The organism is Bradyrhizobium sp. USDA 4354 (assembly GCF_054060315.1).
In genome coordinates this window covers 2,995,165-3,021,957 of record NZ_JBSSDC010000001.1, presented here as the reverse complement: position 1 = coordinate 3,021,957, position 26,793 = coordinate 2,995,165, and the positions used below count along the sequence as shown (strand labels likewise).

The window sequence follows — 26,793 nt, the reverse complement described above, 5'->3', positions numbered from 1 at the left end:
CTCTCGACGTCGCGAAGCGCCTTTGGACCGCCACGCGGAATGAAATGCTCGCCAGGGCCGTGCTGCCGACCAGCAACAGCACGATCGCAGGGCAATCCAGCGCAGTCGTCGTCCGTGATGGAGGACCGAACGTCGGCGCCTGCGCCTCCGACAACGCGCAGCACGAAGCTTGCGACGTTTTCAGCACCAGCTCTTGGCATGCCGTTCATGAGGGTTCACGCTCTAGGCTGGCGCCTGGTAGCGAGGCAAGGACGTGTCAACCACGCAGGTATTGTCGACCGGACAGGCGGCGACACATTGCGGCTCGTCGAAATAGCCAACACATTCAGTGCATTTTGCCGCCTCAATGACAAAGCTGCCCCCCTTCTCCGAGATGGCAACGTTCGGGCATAAGGGTTCGCAGGCTGAGCAGCTCGTACACTGCGAGGCGATGATCTTGAATGGCACATATTCCCCCTTACGCTGCAGAGATCAGAGATCCTTGCCGGATCGCGGCGTCGCCGCGCTGCGCGTGCTGGATCTCCCCGCGTTTCACCTTGTCCAGATAGGATCTGAACCAGGCAATCGCCGACTTCTCAATGAACTCATGGGCGTATTGATCGACCGGCTCGATCCCCGCCTTGATCAGATTGCTTTTCGGGCAGCCGCCGATCTTGGACACGAAGACCGCATGGCAGTCATGGATGCCACGCATGACGGCAGAAAGCCTATCCTCCTCGCCATAACCGCCCTGGCAGTAAACGTCCACGCGGCGGTGGCCGACGAATTTGGCGCCGGATGTAGAAAGTTCGTACACTTGGAACTCCTTTGCATGCCCAAAGTGCTCGTTGATCAATCCCGAGCCTTTGGTCGCGACGGCCACCAGAACAGTGATCGCGCTCATCTCTCCGGCAAATTCCGCAAGCTCCTTTTGGCCAGCCGCGATTTTGGCGGCACGCTCATCCTCTACCCTGTCCTGATATGTCTTGCGCATCTCTAAGTCATATTGGACATCCATTTTCATGACCTGATCGGTGGTGAACTCTGCGCTGCGATCCTCCCCGAGCAGACCGACCGCATCGGCGCGGCACTGGCGGCAATGCCGCATCATTTTTATCTCCCCTTCACAAGCATCTTGCAGCGACTTCAATTCCTGCGCCGTCGGTCCGCGCTGACCGTTGAGGCCAAATACTGTGCCGTGCTCGGGCGCGGAGATCAGAGGCATGATATTGTGAAGGAAGGCACCACGCGACTTCACCGCCTTGTTGACCTCGACCAGGTGGTCGTCGTTGATGTTTGGGATCATCACCGAGTTGACCTTGCACAGGATACCCCGTTCGCTAAGCATCTCGAGGCCTTGCAGCTGGCGATCGGTGAGTATCCTTGCCGCGTCGAGGCCGGTGTAGCGCTTGTGGTTGAAGAAGATCCACGGATAGATCTTGGCGCCGATTTCGGGATCGACCATGTTGATGGTGATGGTGACGTGGTCAATTTTGGACCTGGCGATGGTATCAATATAGTCCGGCAGAGCCAGTCCGTTGGTTGACAGACACAGCTTGATGTCGGGAGCCGCCTTGGCGACCAGCTCGAACGTCTTGAACGTCTTTGCTGGATTGGCCAGGGGATCGCCGGGACCAGCGATGCCAAGCACCGTCATCTGGGGAATGGTGGTCGCTACCGCGAGCACTTTTCTTACTGCCTGCTCAGGCGTGAGCTTCTCGCTCACCACGCCCGGACGCGATTCATTGGTGCAGTCGTATTTTCGGTTGCAGTAATTGCACTGGATGTTGCAGGCAGGCGCGACCGCGACATGCATGCGGGCGTAATGATGATGCGCTTCTTCGCTGTAGCATGGATGGTTCTTGACCTTTTCCCAGATTTCGGTCGGCAGATCGCCTTGGCCTGCCTGCGAGCCGCAGCTCGCCTGCCCGGTCTTGGCCAAAGCGCGACAGCCCTTAAGCTCGGCGGGCGGGCTGCATCATCTTGCCGCTATCCACTGCAGCTTTGGCATATTTTCCGCGTTCGACGACCGCGTTCATTTTCATCTTTCCCTGCAGGCATCATCGGCCACCCAGGACCATCCGTGGGCGAACCTCAAGAAGCCGGGTAGCAACTTGCATGCCATGGCGGATATGATGAAATTGCAGCCATACGCCAACGCGTTAGCGGAAACGATCGTCTCTGGCGCATCTAAGAACAGCAATGATGCGCTTGTTGACGATGCGACAGATACGTCGTCATTCTCACGCAGAGCTCCATGGCTTGCGCATTCATTCTCGCACTAAGCTCGCCGGAACCCGGCTCCATCTGAACGGGTTTTCTCGCGTTGCGGCTCTCGCAATATGCCGATACGAGCTGGGGGATCCGGGCTTCACAAGGCCACTAATGGGTCAGCAGTATCTCAACCGCCCAAGGGAGCCCAATCGCAAGCGGTGTCAGGCCTTGCTCGAGTAGGAAGCGGAGTTCGTTGCGAGAGAGCGCGTCCGGATCAACGATCGCATAGTGGGTGTCGGCCGAGCGCTTGATGATCTGCCGCGCATAGCTACGCAACAGCTGGTCGTTGAAGCGACAGCCGATGAAGAGAAAGGTCTGTCCGGTTCGCCTTTCCTTGATGATGTCCGGAATTGGTGTCTGAATGTCGATTTCGGTCAACGCCTCGACATAGTCAGCGTCGGAGATAAGGAAGTTGTTGGCCGGCTGCACGCTGCCATGCGGCTTGTACAGCACCGTCGCCCAGCTGCCGGCCACGGCACTGTCGACCTCTTGGCCAACTGAATCGTAAAAGCGATACCAGCGGTTCTCCCCAATGCCGACGCGGGTGATACCCTGCACTTCGCCCCATCCATCGCGCTTACCCAGCGCCGCGCGCATGGCGGCATCATACCAAGCGTCTACTATGACGGGCAGCGACAAGGACGCAAGATGATGGTGCAACCGCGTCGGCTCGATTGGCCGAGCGAAGTCCTGCGTCATCAATGCCGTCACGGCGGACCGATGTTTGCTGATCTCGATATGCTGCGCCGACGCCCACGCATTGCCCCTAGCCCGCCGCGGCAGCGCAACCTTGCTGGCGAAGAAGCCGGCCAACGCCTCTGGTGTGGTCGGAACATCGGATCTGCACAATTCGGCAAGGCCAGGACCGAGATAGGGAACAATGCTCGCGGCCCTCAGGCCGGCAGCGATGTCCACGAGCGTGGCCTTTGCATCGGCCGCATCGACGAAGTCGATCTGCGGGGGCGCCTTCACGGATCGTCCCCGTTCTCGCCCCGTTTTTTAGCGTTGATTGTGATCGGTAACCGTGTGTCGCTCGCCATCTCGGGCAAATCGAGCACCCAGCCATTAGCTACTTTGATCCAGCCGCCCCATAGCGTCTCGTACTCGGATTCCACGATTGGCTCTTCGAGATCCTTTTTTGGCACGTAGATCGACAGGCCCGCGTCCGGAGACCGGCGGATCATGATTTTCACGAGGTCAACTCCCTGACTGTGACGCGGGAGGTGGCGCGCAGGCGAGCCACGATGTCAGACACTGCGCACACGACCTCATCGACCTCCGCGAAGGCGGTTTCACGCGACAGAGAAAAGCGCACCGCGCCGCGTATCCGCCACGCCGGCACCTGCATGGCACGCAGAACATGCGATGACTGCATTGAGCCGGAGTTGCAGGCTGATCCGATCGACACGGCGATGCCCGCCCGATTGAGATGGTGAGCGATGGCTTCGCCTTCGAGATGATCGAAGGCAATATTGGCCGTGTTCGCTAATCGATTGCTGATATCGCCGAGCGCAACGCACTCGCCATTGTGCAAAATTCCCTGCTCAAGGCGGTCGCGCAACGCGCCAATGCGAATGCGCTCCAGTTCGAGCCGCTCCGTCGCAAGCTCGGCGGCCTTTCCCAGGCCGACAATGCCGGGAATATTCTCAGTCCCGCCGCGGCGCCCTCGTTCCTGTGATCCGCCGCAGATCAGCGGCCGGAATTTTGTCCCTGTGCGCAAATAAAGCGCCCCGATCCCCTTGGGGCCGTGCAGTTTGTGCCCGGATAGCGACAGCATGTCGATGGCACTGTCCTTTAGGTTCACGCGCACCTTACCGATGGCCTGGACCGCATCAGTGTGAAACAGCGCGCCCGCCTCACGGGTCAACCCGGCCAGAAACTCAACAGGAAAGATCGTGCCGGTCTCGTTGTTGGCCCACATAACCGAGGCAATCGCTGTGCGTGGCCCGAGCGCGCAGCGAAACGCCTCGACGTCGAGCCGGCCGCGGGAATCTACGGGTACAATGTGCGTTTTGACTCCTCTTGAGGCCAATTGCTCAGTTAGCGCAAGAATGGCGGAGTGCTCAACCGAGGTGGTGACGATCTCGTCGCGGTCTTCCTGCGTCGCAAGCGCAGACAGGACCGCGGCATTATTGGCCTCGGTCCCTCCCGAGGTGAAAACGATTTCGTGATCGTATGCGTTCCCTAGAAGGCCCCGCAAGCTAAGCCGCGCCTGCCTCACAGCGACTGCGACCTCGCTGCCAAAGGCATGCGTGGACGAGGCATTGCCGAATTGCTCGGTGAAGAACGGCAACATGGCTTGCACGACAGATGGGTCGGTCCGCGTCGTTGCATTGTTATCGAGGTAAATCGGCACTCGATTTTCGCTCAATCCACTACCTCGCCTGCAGCAGCGACGGGGTCAGGCGAACCAATTCGCCGAGTTTATCGACCAGCCGCGCCTGAATGCCTTTCAGCGTCACGCTCGAAAGCTTACACAACGTGCAGGGCATCGGTCAGCCTGACCATGATCCTGCTGCCATCGATCCCGGTTAGGTGACAGTCGCCACCGTCGCGTTGCAGATTGGGTCGGATCTCTTCGACCGCGCCGCGAATGCGACGCTCTCGGTCTGTCGCAGTGGACGACGATTGCCTCAGTTGTCCTGGTTCGGCCGGCATGCTTCGATGTCTCCTCCTCAGCAGCTGAATTGTTTCATCAGCTGAACGATTTTCCGCATGAGCAGTTCGCGGTGGCGTTCGGGTTGTGAAACGTAAAGCCAGAGCTCTCCAGTGCCATCACGAAGTCGATGGTCGTACCGACCAGATGCTCACGGCTCTTGTTATCGACGAACACCTTCAGCCCGTCGCATTCGATCACGGTGTCGTCAGGCTTCGCTTCCTCGGCCAGACCCATCTTGTATTTGAATCCATTGCAGCCGCCTGCTTCGATCATGACGCGCAGACCGCCGGTCGGGTGCGTCGACGATGAAATCGCGCTCTTGATTGCATTCACTGCGCTATCCGTCAGGTTGATCACGGCTTTCCCTCATCAGCTTGGATTTAGCTACCAAGGGCAAGTCACGTGCCAGCGCGCAGACGCTTGATGATGCGCACCTTTTCGGATCGCGCCTGTTGGCTTTGGAACCGGTGTCGCGTTCCCGACAAGGCTCCTTGATGCGATCGCAGCCACTGACGCGTTTTCGTTCTAAGCTACGGCGAAGGCCCCTACTCATGCAACGGCAAGCAATTTGCATCGGATCTGGCACCGGCCAAGGCGTCGGTGAAGAGCTTAGATCGAGGAAGAGTTTAATGACTGCAATCGAGAACACCGCACTCGGCAGACTTGAGAAGGAGGGCCGCTTGCTCAATGCCGTACTCAAAGGCGGGACTACCAAGCCGGGCCGGTTCGGCTTTCGCGGCGACGTGGCGCTAAAATTCCAGACTCAGGTCGCGGACGAAAAACGGCCGCCAGACTATTCGATTGAGCAGGTGTTGACGATCGCGCAGGACGGCGAACGCACTATTCCGGTGCTGGCCGGCTACCTGCATTCCTTCGCCTATCTCGCTGACGTCGCGACCGTCCTTGATGGCGCCTTGAGCCCAACCGGCAGCTACTTCATATTCTGCAACAACATTGATTTACTGGCGAAGTACCGAGTGAAGTTCGGTGACATTAGCTTCCACGTCCTACCGTGCGATGAATCCACGGTTTGGAAGGAGATGATGGACCTGGTCGGGCTCAACAAGGACGAAATCAAGAAGCTCGATCCGGGCGGCAAGCTTGATTACCTCCTCGATGCCGCAAAGGATCTCGACCTGTCTTATGAGGAGATCTCGTACGACGACGGGCTAAAGAGGATGGAGCCCGTGAAAAACCGCAACGAGAACCGGCCGGTCTGAGCGCGGTCTTCAGTTGTTGGCCGATGCATCGTCTTCGACAAGATGCACACCAACGACGCAGATATCACCATCCAGAACTGCCAACGCGATCGGCGTGAGCGCTCTACCTTGACATGGACCTTCGACGCACCGGCCGGTGCCGAGTTCGAAGGTCGAACCATGCTTGCCGCACATCAGCCGGATACCGTATGGATCTAGGAATTCGTTCCGCTCCCAGTCCAAATTGACGCCGTTATGCGGGCATTTATTGGCGTAGCCAAGCACCTTTTTGCCCCAGCGCACCACAATGATGGACCACGGCCGGTGATTGCCGTGATCATCGACGACCACGAGGTGGAATCCCATGGCCTGGCGGCTCGGAATGTCGTTAAAGCTGCAGATTGCGTAGATGGGATTTGGCTTCATTTATCACCCATTTATTGCAAGACGCCTTTCACGCTGTGCAATCAACCTGCAAGAACCGTACAAGTGCCGGGCTGATAGTGTCTGTGGTAATCCAACGCGCAAGCCAGCCATTGCTGGCTCACCCAATTACCCGACGCATAATTCAGACCAATCAGTTCGATAATTTGGGCCTTGCTGCCGTTTCCATGAAGGCCGTGCAGCTGCAGCTTTCGGGTCCAAGCCCTCTGCACCATCTGCCGGATAGCTGCCTGCGGTGGCTGGTCGTTGCTGCTCGTTGATGGCCACTCCGTAGGGAGCCCCATTACGCCCCCTCGGATCGCGCATCCCACCGCATCTTCGTAAGCGCCTTCGGAGAAAGGTTGAACTGACGTTTCAGCCGGCGGGGGCGACGCAGCGAGCGTGCGCCCCTTTGCAAGACCGTTGAGCCCGGGATAGAACGGTTAAATGTCCGTCATTTCAGGCCCGCTGCTGCTATTGCAGTCAATTTACTCCATGTGCATCCCCCTAAGAGCGCGCTCCAAGTAAAATGAAGGGTCATCGTCCGACGAATCCGTTTCGTAGCTTCTCTGAGGACCGACATCACTGCCCTCATCTTTGGAGAGATACTTCGTAGGCTTGCCTACCCGCTGCCACTCGTCGTTCTCGTTCTTCGCCCAGACGTCGGGGCGCTGGTGAGGATCAAGCGCCCAGTGGTTACGAGCCACGTGAACAAAACCCATGTCCGCTAGACGAGGTTCCATGCCCGCTAGGGCCGGCCGTGACAAGATCAGCGGACGGTCCCCGTCCTCTCGCAGTTGATACTCTAGCAAGATATCGCCAGCATTCTCGACAAGCGGGTGAGTCACCCTCAGATCTACGACGGATGTGATATCGTTGCGCCCAAACTGCTGCTGAAAATGGTCTCCTTTAATCACAGCCGGGCCTCCTGCTCTTAGAAGCCCGACAATTTCGTCGCCCAACCGGTAGCTGTAAAATCGTGCTGGCTTATCTGGATCGTCGTAGGTGTTGGCGTAACCGCCAGCAACCGTTGCTGCGCGCTCAGCCTTGTCGAACACGAATTTGGAGTACTCTTCCGGGTTATCGGCGATGTGCCTGATATCACTGCGCAAGAATCTCTCAACTCCGTCCAAGAAGGTTTTCCGGTCGATCTCTCTAATGGGCGGTTCGGAAACGAGAGAGTATGACGCCGCTGGTTCGGATGACGACCCACCTCGCTCCATCCTGCAACTGTTTCCGCAAACCGGGGACTATCTCCCGCTTCTGCCGAATCGTCAGTTTGGTTACCGATGGTGAACTGGCTAGATGGGCCAACGCTTCTGCCATACATGAGAGCGCTCTCCTATCGGCAAAGTTGCACGCAATTGAGCTCGTGCCGTGCAAGCTCTGCTGACTAGGATAAATTCCTAGCTAACCACAACCTGACCAAAGAACTCTGCGCGCTTCGGCGTGACTACCCGACGCTCTCTGCGCGTGAGTTACAGATAGTCGCTGCGACAAGCCGCGATCTGTGGGTAGAATCGCACGTAAGATCGCCGGCTGCCGATCCGTCAAAGAGATTGACGTCAAGTGACAATGACTCGCAGTTCCTATCACCAGATGGGTACCCGGCCCGACCAGGTGCCCGCGCAACGACAATTAGAGACCTGCGTGCGAAGTGATCCGTGTTGATTTGCGATGTGCTCTCGATGTCTACGTGCTCTATTGCAACGCCTGCGTACTGGGCAGCGAAATGTCGTCCGCCACCGGGCGTGCGCAAAATGACCAACTAATGTGTTCCCGGCACATCACGTTCTAAATAGAATCGACCATCTAGGCAGACATCATTGTCCACGATCGGCGGCACGGCGGACAAGTAAGCTACTCCTGATCGCAAGCAGACATGCACAGCATCCCCTCGGATCAAATCGCCCGACGTAGTGGCTACCTGCCTTGAACTATGCTCTTCGGACTCCATCATGACACGCACTTCGATCCACTTAGCGCTGCGGGAGGCGCGGCTCACGTTCTACGAATAGGCGGACCTTGGAGACGAGTGATTTGTGAGCAACGGCTATTGTATCGGCATAACATAGCCGGCGCCCAACCATCACCGGGCAATGCCTGCGCTTTAGCTCGCTCGATCTTGCTATTGGATGTTTAATCGAGATCCTTCTCACGCGCCGTCCTCACCATGAGTTCACCTGATCAAAATTGCACCTTTCATCACCTATATCTCGCCTGCCGCGACAGGACGAATGTGTTCGCTCACGCCGCTTCAGGTACGGCTGACGTGTGAGTCTGGCAGTTGGCCGGGCAAACCCTGGCGCATGCACCGCAGCCAATGCAGGCGCCTTGATCAGTCAGAACCATAATCTTCTTCTCGATCTCATCGTCGTCGTCATCGAGGTTGACAAATTCGCCATCCTCGCTGATTCCTTTCAACGTCATGACATCTCGGCCGCACACCTTGAAACAGCGGCCACATCCGATGCACTTCTTGGCATCGATCGAGATCAAGTATTGTGGCGTCCAGTCGCGTCCGTCTCGTGTTTGAAACGACATGCATTGTCCCTTTAAGTATTTTCCAGCGCCTTCAAGTCGAGGCTCTTGCGCTCAAGTTCGGCATAAGCATGGTACGCCTTCTGCGCCACCTCCATGATCGAGGTCCAGTTGACGGGCAATTCTTCCGAAAGGTCGTGCAGATCCATCTTGGCTTGTGTCGCCTTGACAGACAGCTTCTTTAGTTCCGCCTTCAGTGTTTCACGATCGTTCATGAGTATCCACAATTGCTCGCCACCTCCGGAAATTTCCGAATCATGTCAATTCCGTCGCTGACATACTTGTCGCCCGCCTGCGCGAGCTTTACGAAATTAGGAAATCCGAAGCGATGCACATCGCGCAGCTGCTTGTTCACGGCGATCAGCCGGCCTGAGATGAGCACCATGCGGCCGAAGCCTTCATGATGCAGATCCAGAATCGGCTGGATCATCACGCCAGTCTCCCTCTCGATCGAGAGCGCGACCGCATCGAAGAACAGCTTAAGCCGCCACAGCGTATCGGGATCAGGATCACCGATAATCGGCAATGCGCGCCGTTTCTCCTTGTCCAGGATATAGTGTTCGAGCAGGTCAAGATCGCTCTTCGCCTTCCAGGCTCCGTTGGTATCCTGAGCACGCCAAATCTTGATCAACTCCTTGAGGAACGGCGCGTCGACAGCGCTGCCCTGCTGCTCTATTTTTGCGGTCATATCACCTCATTCGTCGAACTCGAACGTACGCCGTCGGTCTTTTGCCATGGCCTTGCGTAGCCACGGAGGTGGCGTGCCATTCAGTACGCGCTCGAGTTTTTCGAGCAACACCAGAATGCTTTCTGGCTTATTCACCTTGATAGGATGGATCTTGTTGGCCACCACTCGCGCAGCCCCGGCACCGCCAATGGCGGCGACGTAAAGGATTGCGCAATCCTTGATGGCCTCGATCTTCGGCGCCAACTTGTCGTCGTTGCCGTCTTCCTTAAGATCGCCATCAAACTCAATCGCTTTGAGAAACACGTGCCCGCCAGGCGTGACATCGTAGATTGCGATATTCTTTGCCCAACCAAAATGGGCATCGACGCATCTCATGTCTTGAGTGGCAAACGCGACCTTCATGCAATCGACCTCTCAGCTGCGGCGGTGGAGCTGCGATACCGCGAGCATCGTGGCAGTCCGGCCGCAGTCCGCCATCTATCGGGCGTAGGCTGATCGTTCTCCTCGCGGTGCGCGATCACGAGATTGGCGATTTCGAAGATCAGATTGCGGGTACCACGATAGCCCACGGATAGTTGGTGTCCCGCGCCAAGTCGGTCGAACATCGGAAACCCCGTACGATAGAACGGGACTTTCAGCCGAGCCGCCGCTTGCCTGCCATGCGAATGCGTGATCAGCAGGTCGCAATTCCTTGTTTTGGCAAACCCTTCCAGATCCTCGAGATCGCCAATGAGTACCTCCTTGGTCTTGATCCGCTCGATCACCCCCGACTGAGTGGTCGTTACGGCCGCGGTCACCTGCGCGCCCATCTCGTGCAGCATGCCGGATAGATCGAACAGTAGGTCTGGCTCAGCGCCGATCGCAACTTTGCGACCGCCAATATGGAAGTGCGCGTCCAGCATTGCATCGGCGAGCTGACCGCGCTGGCGTCGATACTTCAATGGTATCGGGCGGCCGCTGATCTCGCTCAAGAACGTCATGAATTCGTCATTCGGACAGAGACCACACAGCCGCTCGAAGACACGAAAAGGCACGCCGGTCTTGACCTGCATGACCTCTGCCGCTCGCTGCATCTGCGCGCCGATTGCAATCGTCCACCCGGCGCGGCCCATGCTCGCAATTTCGTCGACGCCGATGCCGCCGATGGTCGTTGGCGTAAACTCATCGGGGATATGCCCGTCGAGCGATCCCGCCAGGTCAGGGAGGAAGGACGGGCACAACCCGAAATCCTCCAGTATGACACGGAGTTCATCAAGGTCGCCCGGCGTGAGGTGACATCCCGGCAAAACATTCACCTTCGATGGATCCCGCAGGCCATTGGCGTTGGGCCCTTCCACCAGCACCTCCACAATGCGCGCCACAGCCTTCTCCCAGCCATCCTGGAACGCGCCCTTGAAATCAGGCGTCGAGACATACACCAGTGGCAACTTTGCGAGTTGCGGATGCTTGCTCCGGATTAGCTTGAGGTAGGCATCCACATCGTCGCCGTTGGTCTCGGTGACACCGGTCGAGCAGATTCCGATGATCTTTGGCTTGGTACGGTTGTAGATGTTCAGTATCGCCTGCTCGAGATTCTCATAGCCGCCGAGTACGGTCGCGACCTCGCTCATCGCGGTGGTCTGCAGCGGTACTGCCTCTTTGAAATGCCGGACAAAGAGCGTGAGCCCGAAGGACGTGCACCCCTGGGAGCCGTGCAGAAGCGGCATCGCCCCGCGCAGCCCCATGAAGGCGAATGCGCCGCCGATGGGCTGGCTCATCTTCAGCGGGTTGACAGCGCAGGCTTTTGTCGGCGCCGTGACGATGGCCATGATGCCTCCCTATTCTGCGGCCTGTCGCATGGCAGATGGCTCGGACACCAAGATATCTTCGATGCGTCTTTGGCAGCAGCCACCGACCGCATTGGTATGCTCTCTGACCGCTGCGACGCTCCTCAGGCCATGCGCGTAGATTGCATCCTCGATCGTGCCCAGATCGACCGTGTTGCACACGCAGATCTTCCTCGGGCGGCGCGCGGCTTCGGCGAGCGCCGGATCGCAGGCGATCGCGGCCACCGGCGATTGCATCTGCTCCATCGCCTTGGCCAATACGTCCCATGGTGCCGGTCGACGTAGCTGCTCCCACATCGGACTGGAGAGCGACTTATCGATCTCCTCCACCAGCTTGACCATTCCGACATAGCCCATATAGGCGTGGCAACGCTCCTGGTTGATATCGAGCCAGGGCATTGCCGCTTTCAGTGCGACGAACTGCGACTTGCCGCCCGATAGCATGATGTCCGCTTTTGCGTCCTTCAACATCTTGTACATTTCGCGCGGCGTCATGTCCTCGATCATGTGGGCATCCTGCCCCATCAGCTCCTTGATGCGCTCCTTGTCTTTCCTGGTTGATTTCTTGACGCTGGTTCCGACTAACTCAAGCCCAGCTTCCTGGAGTGCCGCAACGACCGACCATGACTTGACGCCGCCGGTAATCAACAAGGCCTTCTTGCCTTCGAATCGTGGCTTGTACGGCTCGATCGCAGCCCAGGCCCACGCTTCCTCGCGCGCGATCACCGCTTCGGTGCGCCCGAGCAGATCTGTCGGCGCGCCGCGTTCAACCAACAAGCGGGCAAGCTGACGCAGCGATTCGCTCGAATCTTGAATACCGTAGAATGACCCCTCGAAGAACGGGATCCCGTAGCGTTGCTCCATCTTGCGCGCGACGTTGATCATGGACTTTGAGCACACCAACATCGCCGCCCGCGCGCGATGGGATGAAGCGACTTCGCGATATTTGCCATCGCCGGAGATGCAGGAGAGAATCCGTACTCCAAGCTCGTCTAGCAGTGGCTTCACTTGCCAGAGCTCTCCGGAAAGGTTGTATTCCCCGATCAGGTTGATATCGTACGGCGTGGTGTAGTCCGGTTCTTGCGTCCCGATCACGTAGTCGAGCAACGCCTCGCCGGCGAGCTTGTTACCGAGGTTCTTCGAGCCGACGAAGCCCGGGGAATTGATCGGGATCACCGGCTTTGCAAACCTTTGAGATGCTGCCTTACAGACTGCGTTGATGTCGTCGCCGATCATCGCCGGGATGCAGGTTTGATAAACGAAGATGGCAGGCGGGTCGCACTTGTCGATGATCTCCTTGATCGCTTTGCAGAGCCGCTTCTCGCCTCCGAATACAATATCGGTTTCGCTCAAATCGGTTGTGAATGCGGTGCGCCACAGATTCGCGCCGGACGACGCCGCGCCGCGATTGTCCCAGGAATTACCTTCGCACGCGATCGGACCATGCACCAAGTGAGCGACGTCGGTGAACGGCTGCAGCGCAACTTTCGCGCCATCGAAAGCACAGCCGCCGGCTGCGCTACCCGGCTGCAGCTGTTTGGTGCAGCCCCTCTTGCGTTCAGCCTCCGACTTACTGCCATTCTTGGCGCAGCCCGGCTCGTCGAAAATATTCTGGACCGTGGCCGCTAGTGAACTCATCCTTTTTCCTCTCAGCGCAAACCAATTGCAAGGTCAACCGTCGTGTGCTTGTGCCATCGTCGAGTGCTTGGGCGATGGCACGCGCACAGTCGCTCATCAACGAATGATGTCGAAGCTGTAGTCAGTTTTGCCAAGAACGTTGGTCTTCTTGTCGATCTCGTCGAAGATCTTGTCCAGCATCTTCACCAGCACATTCAGGCCGCCCTGATAGCCCCATAGGGGGGAGCGGTGATGGTGATGCCGATCAAAAACCGGAAAGCCGATGCGGATCAGTGGCGTTCCAGTATCGCGCTCCAGGTACTTGCCATAGGTGTTGCCAATCAGAAAATCGACCGGCTCGGTGAACAGGAGTGATCGCATGTGCCAGAGGTCTCGGCCCGGATAGGCTTGGCAGCCCTGCCCAAATGGCGAACTTGCAAGCAGCGCCTGCATTTTTTCGTGCCACGCCTTGTTGCCGTTGGTGGACAGCACATGGGTCGGTTCGGCGCCGAGTTCGAGCAGAAACGCAGCCAACCCATAGCAAAGATCCGGATCGCCATAGATGGCGAACTTCTTGCCATGGATATGCGCGCTGGAGTCAGCGATGGCGTCGACCAAACGGCCACGTTCTCGTGCGAGTTGCTCGGGAATCTCCTTGCCGCTGATGCGTGACAGCGCGACGATAAAGTCATCCGTTGCGGATAAGCCCACCGGGTAGTTGAAGGATACGACGTCCTGGCCATGCTCAGCCACGAATGGCAGCGTTTTTTCGGTGCACCACTGCTGCATGGAGATTGTCGCCTTGGCGTGAACCGCGTTGGCCGCATCTTCCAGCGTCGTACCACCGTCATACATCCGGAATTCGCCGTCTGTCGGGGTATCGAAGACTTCAGAATTATCGGCGAGAATCGTGTGCTCGATGCCCATCAACGCCAAGATGCGCTTGATCTCGCGAAGGTTTCCGACGGTATAGCCATCGAAGCCACCAATGATGTTGATCGCCCCGTTCGGCTTGCGCTCCAGCTTCGGCGCTGTTCCGGCCTTTCCGTCCCAAAAATGCTCCAGAATGCCCTTGAGCGCATTGTCATAACCGGTGACGTGGCTGCCGACGAACGCCGGCGTGTGGGCGAACGGCACGTCGAAGTCCGCCGGAACCGAGCCTTTTTCTTTCGACGTCTTGATGAAGGCGTTGAGGTCATCGCCGATCACCTCGGCCATGCAGGTCGTGGAGACCGCAATCATCTTGGGTCTGTACATGTTGTAGCTGTTCGCGAGCCCGTCGATCATGTTGTTCAGGCCGCCGAATACGGCAGCGTCTTCCGTCATCGACGAAGAGACGCAGGAGCTAGGCTCCTTGAAGTGCCGCGAAAGATGGCTGCGGTAATAGGCCACGCAGCCTTGCGAGCCGTGGACGAAGGGCAGCGTGCCCTCAAAGCCAACAGAGGCGAATACGGCGCCAAGCGGCTGGCAGGCCTTGGCCGGATTTACCGCTAGCGCCTCCCGCGCAAAGTTCTTTTCCCGATATTCAGCCGTTTTCGTCCATTCCTTGATACGTTCGACCTCGGCGGGATCGCGAGGATTCTCGAATATCTTCTTCTTGGCCAGCATCTGCTGGTATTCTGGACCGCGGAACAGTTCGAGATGATCGAGCACGTGTTCGGCACTCTGCGCCATTGTTGAAGTCCTTCACTATAGAGATTGGTATCGCCCCGGCTTTCGCAGAGAGCAAGATGAGTTGCTTTATTCTGCAGCCAAGAGCTTGGCTCTCGAAGCCTCCTTCCAAGGGGCCTTCGTTTTCTTCCAGACCGGCGAGTTGACGGCCATGTCCATGTCGCGCGCAAAGATCGCAAAGCCGTCATAGCCGTGATATGGGCCCGAATAGTCCCAGGAGTGCATCTGCCGGAACGGCACACCCATCTTTTGGAAAACGTATTTTTCCTTGATGCCCGAGCCGACAAGGTCAGGCTGGAGCTTTTCGACGAAGCGCTCGAACTCATAGCCATTGACGTCATCGTAGATGAGCGTGCTGTCCTTTACGTAGTGCTGAGCTGTGCGCTGATAGTCGTCGTTGTGACCGAACTCGTATCCGGTGCCAACGACTTCCATCCCGAGGTCCTCGTATGCGCCAATCACATGACGCGGACGGAGCCCGCCGACGTACAACATCACCGTCTTGCCCTCCAGGCGCGGGCGATATTTCGCGATCACGGCGTTCACCAGCGGCTGGTACTTTTCGATCACCCGCTCGGCGCCTTCCTTAATCTTGTCGTCGAAATAACCCGCAATCTTGCGCAGCGACTCTGCGATCTTTGAAGGTCCGAAGAAGTTGTACTCGCACCACGGGATACCGAACTTCTCTTCCATGTGGCGTGAGATGTAGTTCATGGAACGATAGCAATGCAGAATGTTGAGCTTTGCCTTCGGCGTTGCCTCGAGCTCAGCCAGTGAACCGTCGCCGGACCACTGCGCGATCACCCGCAGGCCCATCTCCTCCAGCAGAATTCGTGATGACCAGGCGTCGCCGCCGATATTGTAGTCTCCGATGATCGCAACATCGTACGGCGTCGGCTCGAACTTTGGTTTGCCGTCGGGCTCGATCTGGTCGAAAATCCAATCCCGCACCGCGTCGTTCGCAATGTGGTGGCCTAGTGACTGCGACACGCCCCGAAAGCCCTCACAACGGACCGGCACGATGGTCTTGCCGCCATATTCCTTGGATTTCGCTCTTGATACGGCCTCGATGTCGTCCCCGATCAACCCGATTGGACATTCCGATTGGATCGTGATGCCGTTGTTGAGTGGAAACAGCTCCTGGATTTCGTCAAGAATTTTGACCAGCTTTTTGTCGCCACCGAATACGATATCCTTTTCCTGGAAGTCGGAGGTGAACTGCAGGGTCACAAAGCTATCGATGCCCGTCGTGCCAACGTAATAGTTGCGTCGCGAGCCCCACGAATACTGACCGCAGCCGACCGGGCCATGGCTGATATGGACCATGTCCTTGATTGGGCCCCAGACCACCCCCTTTGACCCTGCATAGGCGCAGCCTCTGATCGTCATCACGCCAGGTATGGATTTGATGTTGGACTTCACCCCACAGTCTGACTTGCCGGCTTGGTGAACGTTGAGGTGCTTGGCACGCCGTTTCGCGGTTTTCTCCGGATAGACCTTCAGCACCTCCTCGATCAGCTCTTTGTTGCGAGCCCTGATTTCTGCGATGCTCTGGGTCGTGGCGAGACTCATCTGATGTCCTTAAAAGTTAGCTGTTGCGAGGGCGGCTTCTTGACCAAGACTTTTGCAACCAGCATGCCAGCGTCTCGTGAGGAAAAAAACACAGCAATCAAAATCGCTTAGCGCGTCTCGTGCGGTGACAGGGGTGTTGTTGCGAACCCGACATCACGCTTTGGGCAGAGAACTCTTGGTTTGGGCCTGTTCGAAATGGAACAAGGGCTGGCGTGCGTGTATTGCCCGCCCAATTCTCGAGCGTGTCCGCGATCGCAGTACTCTGCGATCGCGCTTGCCCAAGGCGGCCGTACAGGAAGACCTGCTGCAAGGCCGGCTGGCCGACACAGGCTTGCCAATGCTATCTATGCTTGCTGAGACCTACAGGTGCTTACTTGCTGCGATGACGATGAGGTGCATGACCTCATCCTCCAGACCTCAATGCGAGCTGCCTCGCCACCTGGACGTCGGTCGTAGGCTCGCCGAATCACGAGAACAGCTGCCGCGCCTTGATAAGCGCACGCACGAGCACATCAATCTCTTCACGTGTATTGTAAAGTCCGAGGGACGCACGGCACGTCGCCAGCACGCCGAAGCGCTTGAGCAGGGGCATCGCACAGTGGGCTCCCGCCCGTATCGCTACCCCGGCGCGGTCGACGACCGTGGCAATATCATGCGCATGCGCACCCTTCATATCAAATGAAATGATCGGCCCCTTCTCGGCAGGGGTCCCGATCATGCGCACGAAGTTGATGTCCGCCAGCCTCTCCTGCGCGTAGGCGAGCAGTACGCTCTCGTGCCCGCGGATCTGCACCTTGCCTATTGAATTGATGTAATCGATAGCCGCGCCTAAACCGATGGCTTCGACGATCGGCGGCGTACCCGCTTCGAACCGGTGTGGCGGATCACCATAAATGACGCCGGAACGCGAGACCTCACGGATCATCTCCCCGCCGCCATTGAAGGGCGGCATCGATGCCAGATGCTCAGACTTGCCGTAAAGCACACCGATGCCAGTCGGACCATAGAGTTTGTGGCCCGTCATGACGTAGAAATCGCAATCAATGTCGCAGACGTCGGCGCTCAGATGGGCGCATCCTTGCGATCCGTCGACCAGCACCGGGATACCACGAGCATGCGCGATCCTCACCACGTCTTTCACCGGCAACACCGTGCCGAGCACGTTCGACATTTGTGTGATTGCAACCATCTTGGTGCGCTGGGTCAGCAGTCGCTCAAAATCATCGAGCAAAAAGTTTCCGTCATCATCCACTGGCGCCCATTTGATCACTGCACCGAGTCGTTCCCTGAGAAGGTGCCATGGCACAATGTTGGAGTGGTGTTCCAAAATCGAGAGAACGATTTCATCACCCGGGCTAATGCGTTCACGGCCAAAAGTCTGGGCCACCAGATTGATTGCTTCCGTGGCGCTCCGGGTGAAGATGATCTCTTCGTTTGAATGCGCGTTCACAAACTGCGCCACCTTAATACGGGCGCCTTCATACGCCTCGGTCGCCGCGTTAGCGAGGTAGTGCAAGCCGCGATGCACGTTGGCGTATTCGCTGGAGTACACCTGCATCATACGGTCAAGCACAGCGTTGGGCTTTTGCGCGGATGCAGCGTTATCAAGGTAAACAAGCGGTTTGCCGTACACCGTCATGGCGAGCGCAGGAAAGTCCGTACGCAGACGGTTGACCTCATAACTACCAATGCTCACGGCGGGATGTGCGCTCATCGCCCCGCCTGCAGCCAGTGTTCAGCTTGCGCTGTCACAAAATCGCGTAGATTCTCGGAAGTGATCTCCTCAATCGACTCGCCAAGAAATGCTTTAATCAGCAACCTCTGCGCATCCGTCTCGGATAGCCCCCGAGCGCGCAGATAGAATACGAGAGTGTCGTCCAGCGCACCCGATGTCGCTCCGTGGACGCAGGTCACGTCGTCAGTCAAGATTTCAAGTTCGGGCTTATTGTTGGCCTCGGCCCGGTCCGATAGGAGCAACGCTCGCGTCGTCAAGGTGGCGTCCGCCTTCCGGGCGGTGGGACGAACGACGATTCGGCCCTGAAACACCGAGCGGCCGCAATCGTCGACGACTGCGCGGAACTTCTCCCGACTGGTGCAATGTGGCACGGCGTGGTCGACCACAATCGTTGTGTCGGCGTGCAGCTTGTCCCTGATGAGATTAACCCCATTTGCCGAGAGCTTGGTTCCCTCGCCGGCCAGCGTGATGAATCCCTGATAGCGGCTGATGGAGCCGCTACAGGTCATGCTGAAGAGGTCGAGCTTAGCCCTGGCGCCGACTGCGATGATCGCCGACGAGATGTTCACGGCGTCAGAGGCATCGGCTGCGACGCGGATATGCGAAAGGCTCGCCTCGTCACCAACCAGGACGATTATCGCATCGTTGGCTTGATAGCCGCTCGCGCCTTCAGCCGGGACGAAACTTTCCACGACCGCCGCATGCGCTCCTTTACCGAGCTGCAGATAGGAGCGTGTAAAGGTGGACACCGATAGCCCGGTTGCGACGTGAACGATTTGAATTGGACGCTTCACCGCATTTCCATCGGCGACCGTAATCACCAGGCCATCTGTCGCCATTGCGGCATTGAGCGAGATCGCCGGATCGCTCGTCATCGACAGCACCAGACCGGCCATGGACCCAGTGGCCGAATTCTCCAGAACCTCTCGCAGCGACCGTACAACGATTTCATTTTCCAGCCTGCCGAAATCGGATAACTCCGGCGCGAATATGCCATCCACCAAAACCAGTTTGACCGCCTGATCGGCAGCCACTTGCTTGGCAGACACCTTTGCGCGCACCAGCGCCTCCGCATCCGGTCGCGGAGCAAGTGGCAGCACCTCGCCGATTAGGGCGCGCAGATCAGTGTATTTCCAGTCTTCCATGCCCCGATGCGGAAGGCTGGTACGCTCGTAGACCTCAAATGCGCTCGCCCGGATTTGGGGGACAAGGCCTGCACCAGGCAGCCGTCCACGCGCCGCAGCGAAAACATTGCCAATTGCGCGTTCGGGGTCGGCTTTGGGCAAAACCTGCTTCATCGGAGCCCCTTGAGTCGTCAGGCCGCGTCTTCGAATTGAGCGTAGCCAGAAGCCTCGAGCTCCAGCGCGAGTTCCTTGCCGGCGCTCTTCATGATCCGCCCTTTCGACATCACGTGCACAACGTCCGGCACGATATGGTCGAGAAGCCGCCGATAGTGCGTGATCACGATCATCGCTCGTTCCGGCGAACGCAGGGCGTTGATGCCGCTGGCGACGATACGCAGCGCGTCGATGTCGAGCCCGGAATCGATCTCGTCAAGGATGCACAGACTCGGCTCGAACAACGCCATCTGCAAAATTTCGTTGCGCTTCTTCTCACCGCCGGAGAAGCCGACATTTACGCCGCGCTTGAGCATGTCCTGCGGAATGTTGAGCGAACCGGCCACCTCGCGGGCTCTTTTCAGAAATTCGGGGGTGGAGAATTCCTGTTGGTCGCGCGCCTTGCGCTGGGCGTTCAGTGCCGCCCGCAGGAAGTTCATGGTGGTTACGCCCGGGATCTCGACCGGATACTGGAATGCCAGGAACACACCCTTGGCGGCGCGTTCGTTCGGGTCCATCTCGAGGAGGTCCTCGCCCTTGAACAGGATCTGGCCGTCGGTGATCTCGTAGCCGGGTTTGCCGACAATGACGTGCGACAGCGTCGATTTGCCGGAGCCGTTCGGCCCCATGATCGCGTGCACCTCACCCGCATTGACGTTAAGATCGAGGTCGCGAATAACTTCGCGGTCTTCGACACCAACATGCAAATCTCGGATTTCGAGTAGCGCCATTCTAATCTGATCCCTGAAATGTCATCTGGCGAGCCGCATTCGAGGGGGCTCGCGGGAGGTTTGGTTATCCGACAGATCCGTCAAGCGAGATCGAGATTAGCTTCTGCGCCTCCACTGCGAACTCCATCGGCAGTTTTTGCAGAACTTGCTTGACGAAGCCGTTGACGACGAGACCGACGGCCTCTTCCTGATTGAGCCCGCGCTGGATGCAGTAGAACAGCACGTCCTCGGAGATCTTCGAGGTCGTCGCCTCATGCTCGAACGTCGCGGAGGAGTTCTTGGCCTCAATGTAGGGCACGGTGTGCGCGCCGCATTTGTCGCCGATCAGCAGCGAGTCGCAGGCGGTGAAGTTGCGCGCCCCGGTCGCCTTGCGATGCGCCGTCACGAGACCGCGATAGGTGTTCTGCGACTTGCCGGCGGCGATGCCCTTGGAGATGATGCGGCTCGACGTGTTCTTGCCGAGATGAATCATCTTGGTGCCGGAATCGACCTGCTGGAAGCCGTTCGAGATCGCGATCGAATAGAACTCGCCGCGCGAATTGTCGCCACGCAGGATGCAACTCGGATATTTCCAGGTGATCGCCGAACCCGTCTCGACCTGGGTCCAGGAGATCTTGGAGTGGTTGCCGCGGCAGTCGCCACGCTTGGTGACGAAATTGTAGATGCCGCCCTTGCCTTCCGAATTGCCCGGATACCAGTTCTGCACCGTCGAATATTTGATCTCGGCATCGTCGAGCGCGACGAGTTCGACCACGGCGGCGTGCAGCTGGTTCTCGTCGCGCTGCGGCGCGGTGCAGCCTTCGAGATAAGAGACGTACGAGCCCTTGTCGGCGATGATCAGCGTGCGCTCGAACTGGCCGGTGTTGCGCTCGTTGATGCGGAAATAGGTCGACAGCTCCATCGGGCAGCGCACGCCCGGCGGCACGTAGACGAACGAGCCGTCGGAGAACACCGCCGAGTTCAGCGTCGCGTAGAAATTGTCCGAGGTCGGCACCACCGATCCCAGATATTTCTGCACCAGTTCAGGATGCTCGCGGATCGCCTCCGAGATCGGCATGAAGATCACGCCGGCCTTCTTGAGCTCCGCCTTGAACGTGGTCGCAACCGAGACCGAATCGAAGACCGCGTCGACCGCGATCTTGCGCCGGGCCGGATCTTCCTCGCCCACCTTGGGCTCGACGCCCTCGAGCATGGCGACTTCCCGCAAGGGGATGCCGAGCTTCTCGTAGGTCTTCAGGATCTCCGGATCGATCTCGTCGAGCGAGGTGACCGTCTTCTTCGGCTTCGGCGCCGCGTAATAGTAGATGTCCTGGAAGTCGATCTTGGGATAGTCGACGCGGGCCCAGGTCGGCTCGGTCATGGTCAGCCAGCGCCGATAGGCTTCCAGCCGCCACTGGAGTATCCAGGCGGGTTCGTTCTTTTTCTGCGAGATGAACTTTACGATCTCTTCCGACAGCCCCTTGGGGGCCTTCTCGGAGTCGATCAGGGTCTCAAACCCATAACGATACTGGTCGACGTCGATGCGCTTCACGCGCTCGACCGTCTCTTGTACAGCTACCATTGCCCACTCCACTCGCGCAACGACAACTCCCGCTGGCGAGGATTCCGCCACAATCTATCTGAGCGGATCGCGCAAGTTGCCGCCGACTCGGCGCCAGCGAGTGAGAGAGATAGAAGACGGATCCAAAAGGCGGCGGCTGTCGATCGCGTTTTCATCATGTTTCGCGCCGGAGCTCCTCTCATCGGCTAGCTCCACCTATGCCGGCACGCAGGTATCGGGCACCGGACAAACGACGGCGCATTGCGGCGCGTCAAAGTGCCCCTCACATTGGGTACACTGGGTCGGATTGATCACATATATGTCGTTCTTCAGGTTGATCGCGGCATTGGGACATTCGAACTCGCATGCACCGCAGACGGTGCACTGGGATGCGATTATCTTGTAGGCCATCAATGCGATTCCATGAGCGAAAGTTGCGGACAGTTTCTTGCTTTCAAGTCTTGTGCCAGACAGTTCAACTTGATTTTGTCTGGGCTATTTTCGAGAACGCAAGTCGCCGTCTCGACACCGTGTCGCAAATCCTACAACGCGCATGACAGTAGCTTGAGCTCGATTCCGTGGTTTGCGCATGGTCGATCTCACGGCAGTCAGAGATCAGGTGAACCGCGTTCGCCAGCCTTAGAGAACGATCTGCGATCCTTGCTAAGGCCGCCGTGCCGCGGCGATGATGGATGAGCCGCGCGACTTCAAAAAGTTCTCCGCTGGTATATCAGGTCGACCCCGAGCCGCATCTTGATGGTTCCACTCACCGGGCAGCGGCGGCTTCGGCGACAGCACCAAGGTAACCCGCACAGTCATCACCGGGCCGGTTGGCGTCTCCACAGACAGTCAGAATCGCGGCGTCGGGCCAGACAAAGTCGGTCCGGTGATCGCGGGCCCCCAGCGGACTCGCAGGACGCATTCTCAATTGCCTTGGATTACCTGGCGAAACCGGCATTCATATGCGCTGTATGGACCGAAAGTACATTGTCTCGCATCGTGCGGGGACTAAAGCCAGGCGTTCGTCTGGTGATCCTCCGCTTCGCTCCAAGTTCGAAATGCATCCCGGCGCCGGTCAGCAGATCGATGGAGCGGAAAAAAAAGCCACCCCGAAGGGTGGCCTAAGTCAGGGAGGAAACGCCCATAAGGGCCTCTGGGATCAGGCCGCAGCCTGTTCGATCGGTGAGAAGGGCAGCCCGAGGCTTTCGGCCACCGCTTCGTAAGTTAGCCGGCCCCGATGGACGTTGAGGCCTGCGCGCAAATGCGGATTTTCGAGCACGGCGGAAAAGCCCTTGTTGGCCAGAGCCAAACCAAACGGCAGCGTCGCGTTGTTCAGTGCCTGGCTTGAGGTCAGCGGCACGGCCCCGGGCATATTGGCCACGCAATAGTGGATGATGCCATCCACTTCGTAAGTAGGATCAGCGTGAGTGGTTGGGCGCGATGTCTCAAAGCAGCCGCCCTGATCGATAGCGACGTCCACGAGCACCGCCCTCTTGCGCATCGAGCTCAGCATGGTCCGGCGGACCAGCTTCGGTGCGCTCGCACCTGGAACGAGCACCGCACCAATCACCACATCCGCCGCAAATACCTCTTCCTCTACGGAGTCGATAGTCGAAAACCTGGTGCGAGCGCGTCCTTCGAATAGCTCGTCCAACTCGCGGAGCCGGAGTATCGAACGGTCGATGATGGTCACCTCTGCGCCCAGACCAACCGCCATGCGTGCCGCGTGCGTACCAACGACGCCACCTCCGATGACCACGATTCGGGCAGGCTGAACACCGGGCACCCCACCGATCAACAGCCCTCGTCCGCCTGCACTCCGCTTCAGGGCGCTCCCCGCCGCTTCGATCGCAAGCCTACCCGCCACCTCGCTCATCGGCGCCAGCAGCGGAAGACCACCATGCGGATCAGTTACGGTCTCGTAGGCGATCGCAGTGCATCCAGATTTCAGGAGGCCCTTGGCCTGATCCGGGTCGGGGGCCAGATGCAGATAAGTGAACAGGATCTGATTTTCCCGCAGCTGACACCATTCGGACGGCTGAGGTTCCTTAACCTTTACGATCATCTCGCTCGATGCGAATACCTCAGCTGCGGAAGTTAGAATCGTTCCGCCAACAATGCGATAATCGTCATCGGTTGCACCAATACCAGCGCCGGCATTGGTCTCGATCATCACGCGGTGGCCCGCCGCCACGTATTCGCGGACAGCTCCCGGGGTAAGGCCCACGCGATATTCGTGCGCCTTGATTTCCTTGGGGACTCCGACCTTCATTTGAAAACTCCCTGCCTAGAGTGCCTTTCTAATCGCAAGCGAGCAGCGATATTGCGACGCAGCCGTCAAAATGGCGCAGAAATTCAACGATATTTGACAAGCTTCGCAGGATTTCAAACCTACGGGTACCGAGCGGATCGTGTGACCATGCTCGCTTAGCCCTCGAAACTGCGCGATGGCGATGAATCGTTTCGAATTGCGTTCTCGGTTCGTGGAAAAGCTAACAACCGATATTCAGCACGCCTAAAGAGCGAAGTCGCAGTCTACCGGTTGGACAGATTGCCCATAGGAAAGGATCGTTCAGAGCGCAGTGTGTCAACAGATCCGAGGCAATTGTTCGCCCCACAACCAGTCGACGATTCGTCGACCGCCGAAACTGGTCGCCATCTGCACAAATTTCCGATTGTCAGCCACCGCCTCGCCAATATCAGCTGCATCGGACCCGAGCGGGTGCGCCTTCATGGCTGCAAGCACGGCATCGGCCAAATCAGGCGCGACGATCGCAACGAGCTTGCCTTCGTTGGCGACATGGATCGGATCGAGTCCAAGGAGTTCGCAGGCAGCCGCAACCGCGGGCTTCACCGTAATGGATGCTTCCTGCAGACGGAACCCGAGCTCGGATTGATGCGCAATCTCATTGAGGGTTGCGGCAAGCCCACCGCGCGTGGGGTCGCGCATCACCCGGATGCCGCTACCGCCGGCGGCAACCATGACCGCTACGAGGTTATGCAACGCTGCGGAATCCGAGACGACCTCGGTTTCAAAAGCGACGTTCTGGCGTTTTGACATGATCGCCACCCCATGATCGCCGAGGCTACCGGAGACAAGCACACGGTCCCCGACCTTTGCCTTGTCGGCGGAGAGATCGAGCCCATCGGCCACAATCCCGATCCCGGTCGTAGAGATGAACAGACCATCCGCCTTGCCGCGCTCGACGACCTTGGTGTCTCCGGCAATGATGTAAACGCCGGCATTGCGCGCTGCCGCGCCCATGGAATCCGCGATCGCCTTCAGATCAGAGAACGGGAAGCCCTCCTCGATGATAAAACTGGCCGACAGATAGAGGGGACGAGCGCCGGACATCGCGACATCATTGATCGTGCCGTGCACAGCCAGTGACCCGATATTGCCGCCGGGAAAGAACAGCGGCGAGACCACATAGCCGTCGGTCGTCATCACCATCCTGCCTGCCGCAACGTCAAACGCCGACTGATCATTGCAGCGCGCGAGCCATTCATTACCAAAGGCTTGGTGAAAAAGGCCGGAGATCAGCTGTGCCATGGCACGGCCCCCGGATCCGTGGGAAAGATCAACGCGTCCGTTCTCGACGTCGAGCTTGCGTTGATTGCCCTTTACGCTCATGACGTCCGCCTCAACGGCTCATCGCGAACTCGGCCATAGGTCCAATACGCCGCACAAGCGCCTTCCGATGATACCATGCAGGGCCCTATGGGAGTTTCCGGTGTGCAGACGGTTCCAAACAGCTTACACTCGACCGGCCGCTTGGCGCCGCGCAGGATCGCGCAGCACTCGCACGCCGGATTGTCTGCGACACGCAGGTCGTTGATCGCAAAACGGGTCTCGGCGTCGAATTGCACGTAAGCCTGCTTCAGCTTCAGTCCGCTGTTGGGTACGAGTCCGAGCCCACGCCATTCAAACTGCTCACGCAGTTCGAATATCTGCGATACCTCCTCCTTGGCGCGCCGATTGCCTTCGCGTGTCACTGCACGGCTGTATTGGTTCTCCACCTCGTAGCGGTCTTGGTTCACCTGCCGCACCAGCATCAGGATCGCCTGCATCACGTCGAGGGGTTCAAATCCCGCGATCACGATCGGCTTGCCGAATTGTTCCGCCAGGGGCTCGTAGGGCTGCGTACCGATAATGGTGCTGACATGTGCAGGACCGATGAAGCCGTCAATTGGGACCCCACCCGTGTTGCGGATCTTCGGGTTCTCGAGAATGCTGTGCATCGCAGAGGGTGTAAGCACGTGGTTGCAGAACACGCTCAGGCCCTTCAGCCGCTTCTTCTCGGCAATTCGGATCATGACCGCCGTCGGGGGCGTCGTGGTCTCAAATCCGATGGCAAAGAAGATCACTTCGCGGCTCGGCGCCTGTTCGGCGAGCCGGATAGCGTCGAGCGTCGAGTAGACCATCCGAATGTCGGCGCCGAGCGCTTTAGCTCGCAACAGGGACTGTCCTTGCGACCCAGGCGCGCGCATCAGGTCGCCGTAGGCGCACAGAGTGACCTCTGGTCGGTCGACGAGCCGGATCGCCATGTCGATTCGGCTGGCGGGCAGAACGCAGACGGGACAACCGGGCCCGTGGATCATGCGGACGTTCGCGGGCAGCAGATCCTCCAGGCCGTAGCGGGAGATCGCATGAGTGTGTCCGCCGCAAAATTCCATGAACCGATAGGCTCTTTGCGAACTGACCTCGGCGTCAATCGCACGCGCAAGTCCCTGCGCGATCGTCTTGTCGCGAAATTCGTCGGAATATTTCATGATCAGCGTTCCCCTTCGCTGCCTAGCTCCTGCAGGAGCTCCAGCGTGCGCTTGGCTTCCGTCGGATCGATCTTGGCCAGCGCATAGCCGACATGGACAAGGACGCAATCGCCGACCTCGAGCTCGTCGATGAGAGCAATCGATATCTCCAGGCTGATGCCATCGATGGACACGACGGCCATGTCATTGGGAAGAATTTTCGCAATCTTTGCCGGAACCGAAAGACAC

General features: G+C 58.4%; 27 protein-coding genes. 1 reads left to right on the top strand and 26 read right to left on the bottom strand.

Going from position 1 to position 26,793, the window contains the following annotated elements; translation table 11 throughout:
* Positions 1-222: 222 nt before the first annotated feature.
* From ACVIIV_RS14150 to ACVIIV_RS14120, 7 genes are all read right to left on the bottom strand, one after another.
* Complete coding sequence (locus tag ACVIIV_RS14150; protein ID WP_091881697.1) at positions 223-447, bottom strand: 4Fe-4S binding protein; 225 nt, start codon at positions 445-447, stop codon at positions 223-225.
* A gap of 10 nt (positions 448-457) precedes the next feature.
* Entirely contained in the window at positions 458-1,921 is a 1,464-nt protein-coding gene (gene nifB / locus ACVIIV_RS14145; protein WP_456744732.1) for a nitrogenase cofactor biosynthesis protein NifB, read from the bottom strand.
* Between the two features lie 440 nt (positions 1,922-2,361).
* Positions 2,362-3,225 (bottom strand): SIR2 family NAD-dependent protein deacylase, encoded by an 864-nt coding sequence (locus ACVIIV_RS14140; RefSeq protein WP_456744731.1) that lies wholly within the window; start codon positions 3,223-3,225, stop codon positions 2,362-2,364.
* Positions 3,222-3,446, bottom strand: a complete 225-nt coding sequence (gene nifT / locus ACVIIV_RS14135) for a putative nitrogen fixation protein NifT (RefSeq protein ID WP_018319613.1) — start codon at positions 3,444-3,446, stop codon at positions 3,222-3,224. The genes ACVIIV_RS14140 and nifT overlap by 4 nt, the downstream gene beginning before the upstream one ends.
* Positions 3,443-4,624 carry a cysteine desulfurase NifS gene (nifS, locus tag ACVIIV_RS14130; protein ID WP_456744730.1) on the bottom strand — a complete coding sequence of 394 codons (1,182 nt, stop codon included), beginning with the start codon at positions 4,622-4,624 and terminating at the stop codon, positions 3,443-3,445. The genes nifT and nifS overlap by 4 nt, the downstream gene beginning before the upstream one ends.
* Positions 4,625-4,725: 101 nt before the next feature.
* The gene (locus tag ACVIIV_RS14125; RefSeq protein WP_456744729.1) at positions 4,726-4,911 is read right to left on the bottom strand and encodes a NifU family protein; all 186 of its coding nucleotides are present in this window, start codon (positions 4,909-4,911) and stop codon (positions 4,726-4,728) included.
* Positions 4,912-4,948: 37 nt separating this feature from the next.
* Positions 4,949-5,269: a HesB/IscA family protein gene (locus ACVIIV_RS14120; protein WP_456744728.1), complete on the bottom strand. Its 321-nt coding sequence runs from the start codon at positions 5,267-5,269 to the stop codon at positions 4,949-4,951.
* 272 nt (positions 5,270-5,541) lie between these two features.
* Between ACVIIV_RS14120 and ACVIIV_RS14115 the strand changes: the two genes are divergently transcribed.
* Positions 5,542-6,132, top strand: a complete 591-nt coding sequence (locus ACVIIV_RS14115) for a hypothetical protein (RefSeq protein WP_456744727.1) — start codon at positions 5,542-5,544, stop codon at positions 6,130-6,132.
* A 9-nt stretch (positions 6,133-6,141) separates the two neighbouring features.
* Here ACVIIV_RS14115 and ACVIIV_RS14110 read toward each other — a convergent pair whose 3' ends face one another.
* The 19 genes from ACVIIV_RS14110 to ACVIIV_RS14020 form a co-directional block, all read right to left on the bottom strand.
* Entirely contained in the window at positions 6,142-6,537 is a 396-nt protein-coding gene (locus ACVIIV_RS14110) for a Rieske (2Fe-2S) protein (RefSeq protein WP_456744726.1), read from the bottom strand.
* A gap of 485 nt (positions 6,538-7,022) precedes the next feature.
* Positions 7,023-7,646, bottom strand: a complete 624-nt coding sequence (locus ACVIIV_RS14105) for a host specificity protein (RefSeq protein WP_456744725.1) — start codon at positions 7,644-7,646, stop codon at positions 7,023-7,025.
* Positions 7,647-8,781: 1,135 nt separating this feature from the next.
* The gene (fdxB, locus tag ACVIIV_RS14100; RefSeq protein ID WP_456744724.1) at positions 8,782-9,078 is read right to left on the bottom strand and encodes a ferredoxin III, nif-specific; all 297 of its coding nucleotides are present in this window, start codon (positions 9,076-9,078) and stop codon (positions 8,782-8,784) included.
* Positions 9,079-9,089: 11 nt separating this feature from the next.
* Positions 9,090-9,290, bottom strand: a complete 201-nt coding sequence (locus tag ACVIIV_RS14095) for a CCE_0567 family metalloprotein (RefSeq protein ID WP_456744723.1) — start codon at positions 9,288-9,290, stop codon at positions 9,090-9,092.
* Positions 9,287-9,763 carry a NifX-associated nitrogen fixation protein gene (locus ACVIIV_RS14090; protein ID WP_456744722.1) on the bottom strand — a complete coding sequence of 159 codons (477 nt, stop codon included), beginning with the start codon at positions 9,761-9,763 and terminating at the stop codon, positions 9,287-9,289. The genes ACVIIV_RS14095 and ACVIIV_RS14090 overlap by 4 nt, the downstream gene beginning before the upstream one ends.
* A gap of 6 nt (positions 9,764-9,769) precedes the next feature.
* Positions 9,770-10,165, bottom strand: a complete 396-nt coding sequence (gene nifX, locus ACVIIV_RS14085) for a nitrogen fixation protein NifX (protein ID WP_456744721.1) — start codon at positions 10,163-10,165, stop codon at positions 9,770-9,772.
* Positions 10,162-11,571: a nitrogenase iron-molybdenum cofactor biosynthesis protein NifN gene (gene nifN, locus ACVIIV_RS14080; RefSeq protein ID WP_456744720.1), complete on the bottom strand. Its 1,410-nt coding sequence runs from the start codon at positions 11,569-11,571 to the stop codon at positions 10,162-10,164. Before nifN ends, nifX begins: the two co-directional genes overlap by 4 nt.
* Positions 11,572-11,580: 9 nt before the next feature.
* The gene (gene nifE / locus ACVIIV_RS14075; protein ID WP_456744719.1) at positions 11,581-13,227 is read right to left on the bottom strand and encodes a nitrogenase iron-molybdenum cofactor biosynthesis protein NifE; all 1,647 of its coding nucleotides are present in this window, start codon (positions 13,225-13,227) and stop codon (positions 11,581-11,583) included.
* A gap of 96 nt (positions 13,228-13,323) precedes the next feature.
* Positions 13,324-14,880, bottom strand: coding sequence for a nitrogenase molybdenum-iron protein subunit beta (gene nifK, locus ACVIIV_RS14070; RefSeq protein ID WP_456744718.1), 1,557 nt, complete (start codon positions 14,878-14,880; stop codon positions 13,324-13,326).
* 66 nt (positions 14,881-14,946) lie between these two features.
* Complete coding sequence (nifD, locus tag ACVIIV_RS14065; protein WP_456744717.1) at positions 14,947-16,449, bottom strand: nitrogenase molybdenum-iron protein alpha chain; 1,503 nt, start codon at positions 16,447-16,449, stop codon at positions 14,947-14,949.
* Positions 16,450-16,915: 466 nt separating this feature from the next.
* A complete protein-coding gene (locus ACVIIV_RS14060) occupies positions 16,916-18,163 on the bottom strand; it encodes a cysteine desulfurase (RefSeq protein ID WP_456744716.1) in 1,248 nt (415 codons plus the stop codon).
* Positions 18,160-19,482: a Fe-S cluster assembly protein SufD gene (gene sufD, locus ACVIIV_RS14055; RefSeq protein ID WP_456744715.1), complete on the bottom strand. Its 1,323-nt coding sequence runs from the start codon at positions 19,480-19,482 to the stop codon at positions 18,160-18,162. The genes ACVIIV_RS14060 and sufD overlap by 4 nt, the downstream gene beginning before the upstream one ends.
* Before the next feature lie 17 nt (positions 19,483-19,499).
* Complete coding sequence (gene sufC, locus ACVIIV_RS14050; protein ID WP_456744714.1) at positions 19,500-20,252, bottom strand: Fe-S cluster assembly ATPase SufC; 753 nt, start codon at positions 20,250-20,252, stop codon at positions 19,500-19,502.
* A gap of 64 nt (positions 20,253-20,316) precedes the next feature.
* Entirely contained in the window at positions 20,317-21,813 is a 1,497-nt protein-coding gene (gene sufB, locus ACVIIV_RS14045) for a Fe-S cluster assembly protein SufB (RefSeq protein ID WP_456744713.1), read from the bottom strand.
* A gap of 195 nt (positions 21,814-22,008) precedes the next feature.
* A complete protein-coding gene (locus ACVIIV_RS14040; protein WP_091956552.1) occupies positions 22,009-22,203 on the bottom strand; it encodes a 4Fe-4S binding protein in 195 nt (64 codons plus the stop codon).
* Positions 22,204-22,951: 748 nt separating this feature from the next.
* Positions 22,952-24,064: an alanine dehydrogenase gene (gene ald, locus ACVIIV_RS14035; RefSeq protein ID WP_456744712.1), complete on the bottom strand. Its 1,113-nt coding sequence runs from the start codon at positions 24,062-24,064 to the stop codon at positions 22,952-22,954.
* A 315-nt stretch (positions 24,065-24,379) separates the two neighbouring features.
* A complete protein-coding gene (gene hypE, locus ACVIIV_RS14030) occupies positions 24,380-25,426 on the bottom strand; it encodes a hydrogenase expression/formation protein HypE (RefSeq protein WP_456744711.1) in 1,047 nt (348 codons plus the stop codon).
* On the bottom strand, positions 25,423-26,565 hold the full coding sequence (gene hypD / locus ACVIIV_RS14025; RefSeq protein ID WP_456744710.1) for a hydrogenase formation protein HypD: 1,143 nt from the start codon (positions 26,563-26,565) through the stop codon (positions 25,423-25,425). Before hypD ends, hypE begins: the two co-directional genes overlap by 4 nt.
* A 2-nt stretch (positions 26,566-26,567) precedes the next feature.
* Positions 26,568-26,747, bottom strand: coding sequence for a HypC/HybG/HupF family hydrogenase formation chaperone (locus ACVIIV_RS14020; protein WP_456744709.1), 180 nt, complete (start codon positions 26,745-26,747; stop codon positions 26,568-26,570).
* Positions 26,748-26,793: the final 46 nt, after the last annotated feature.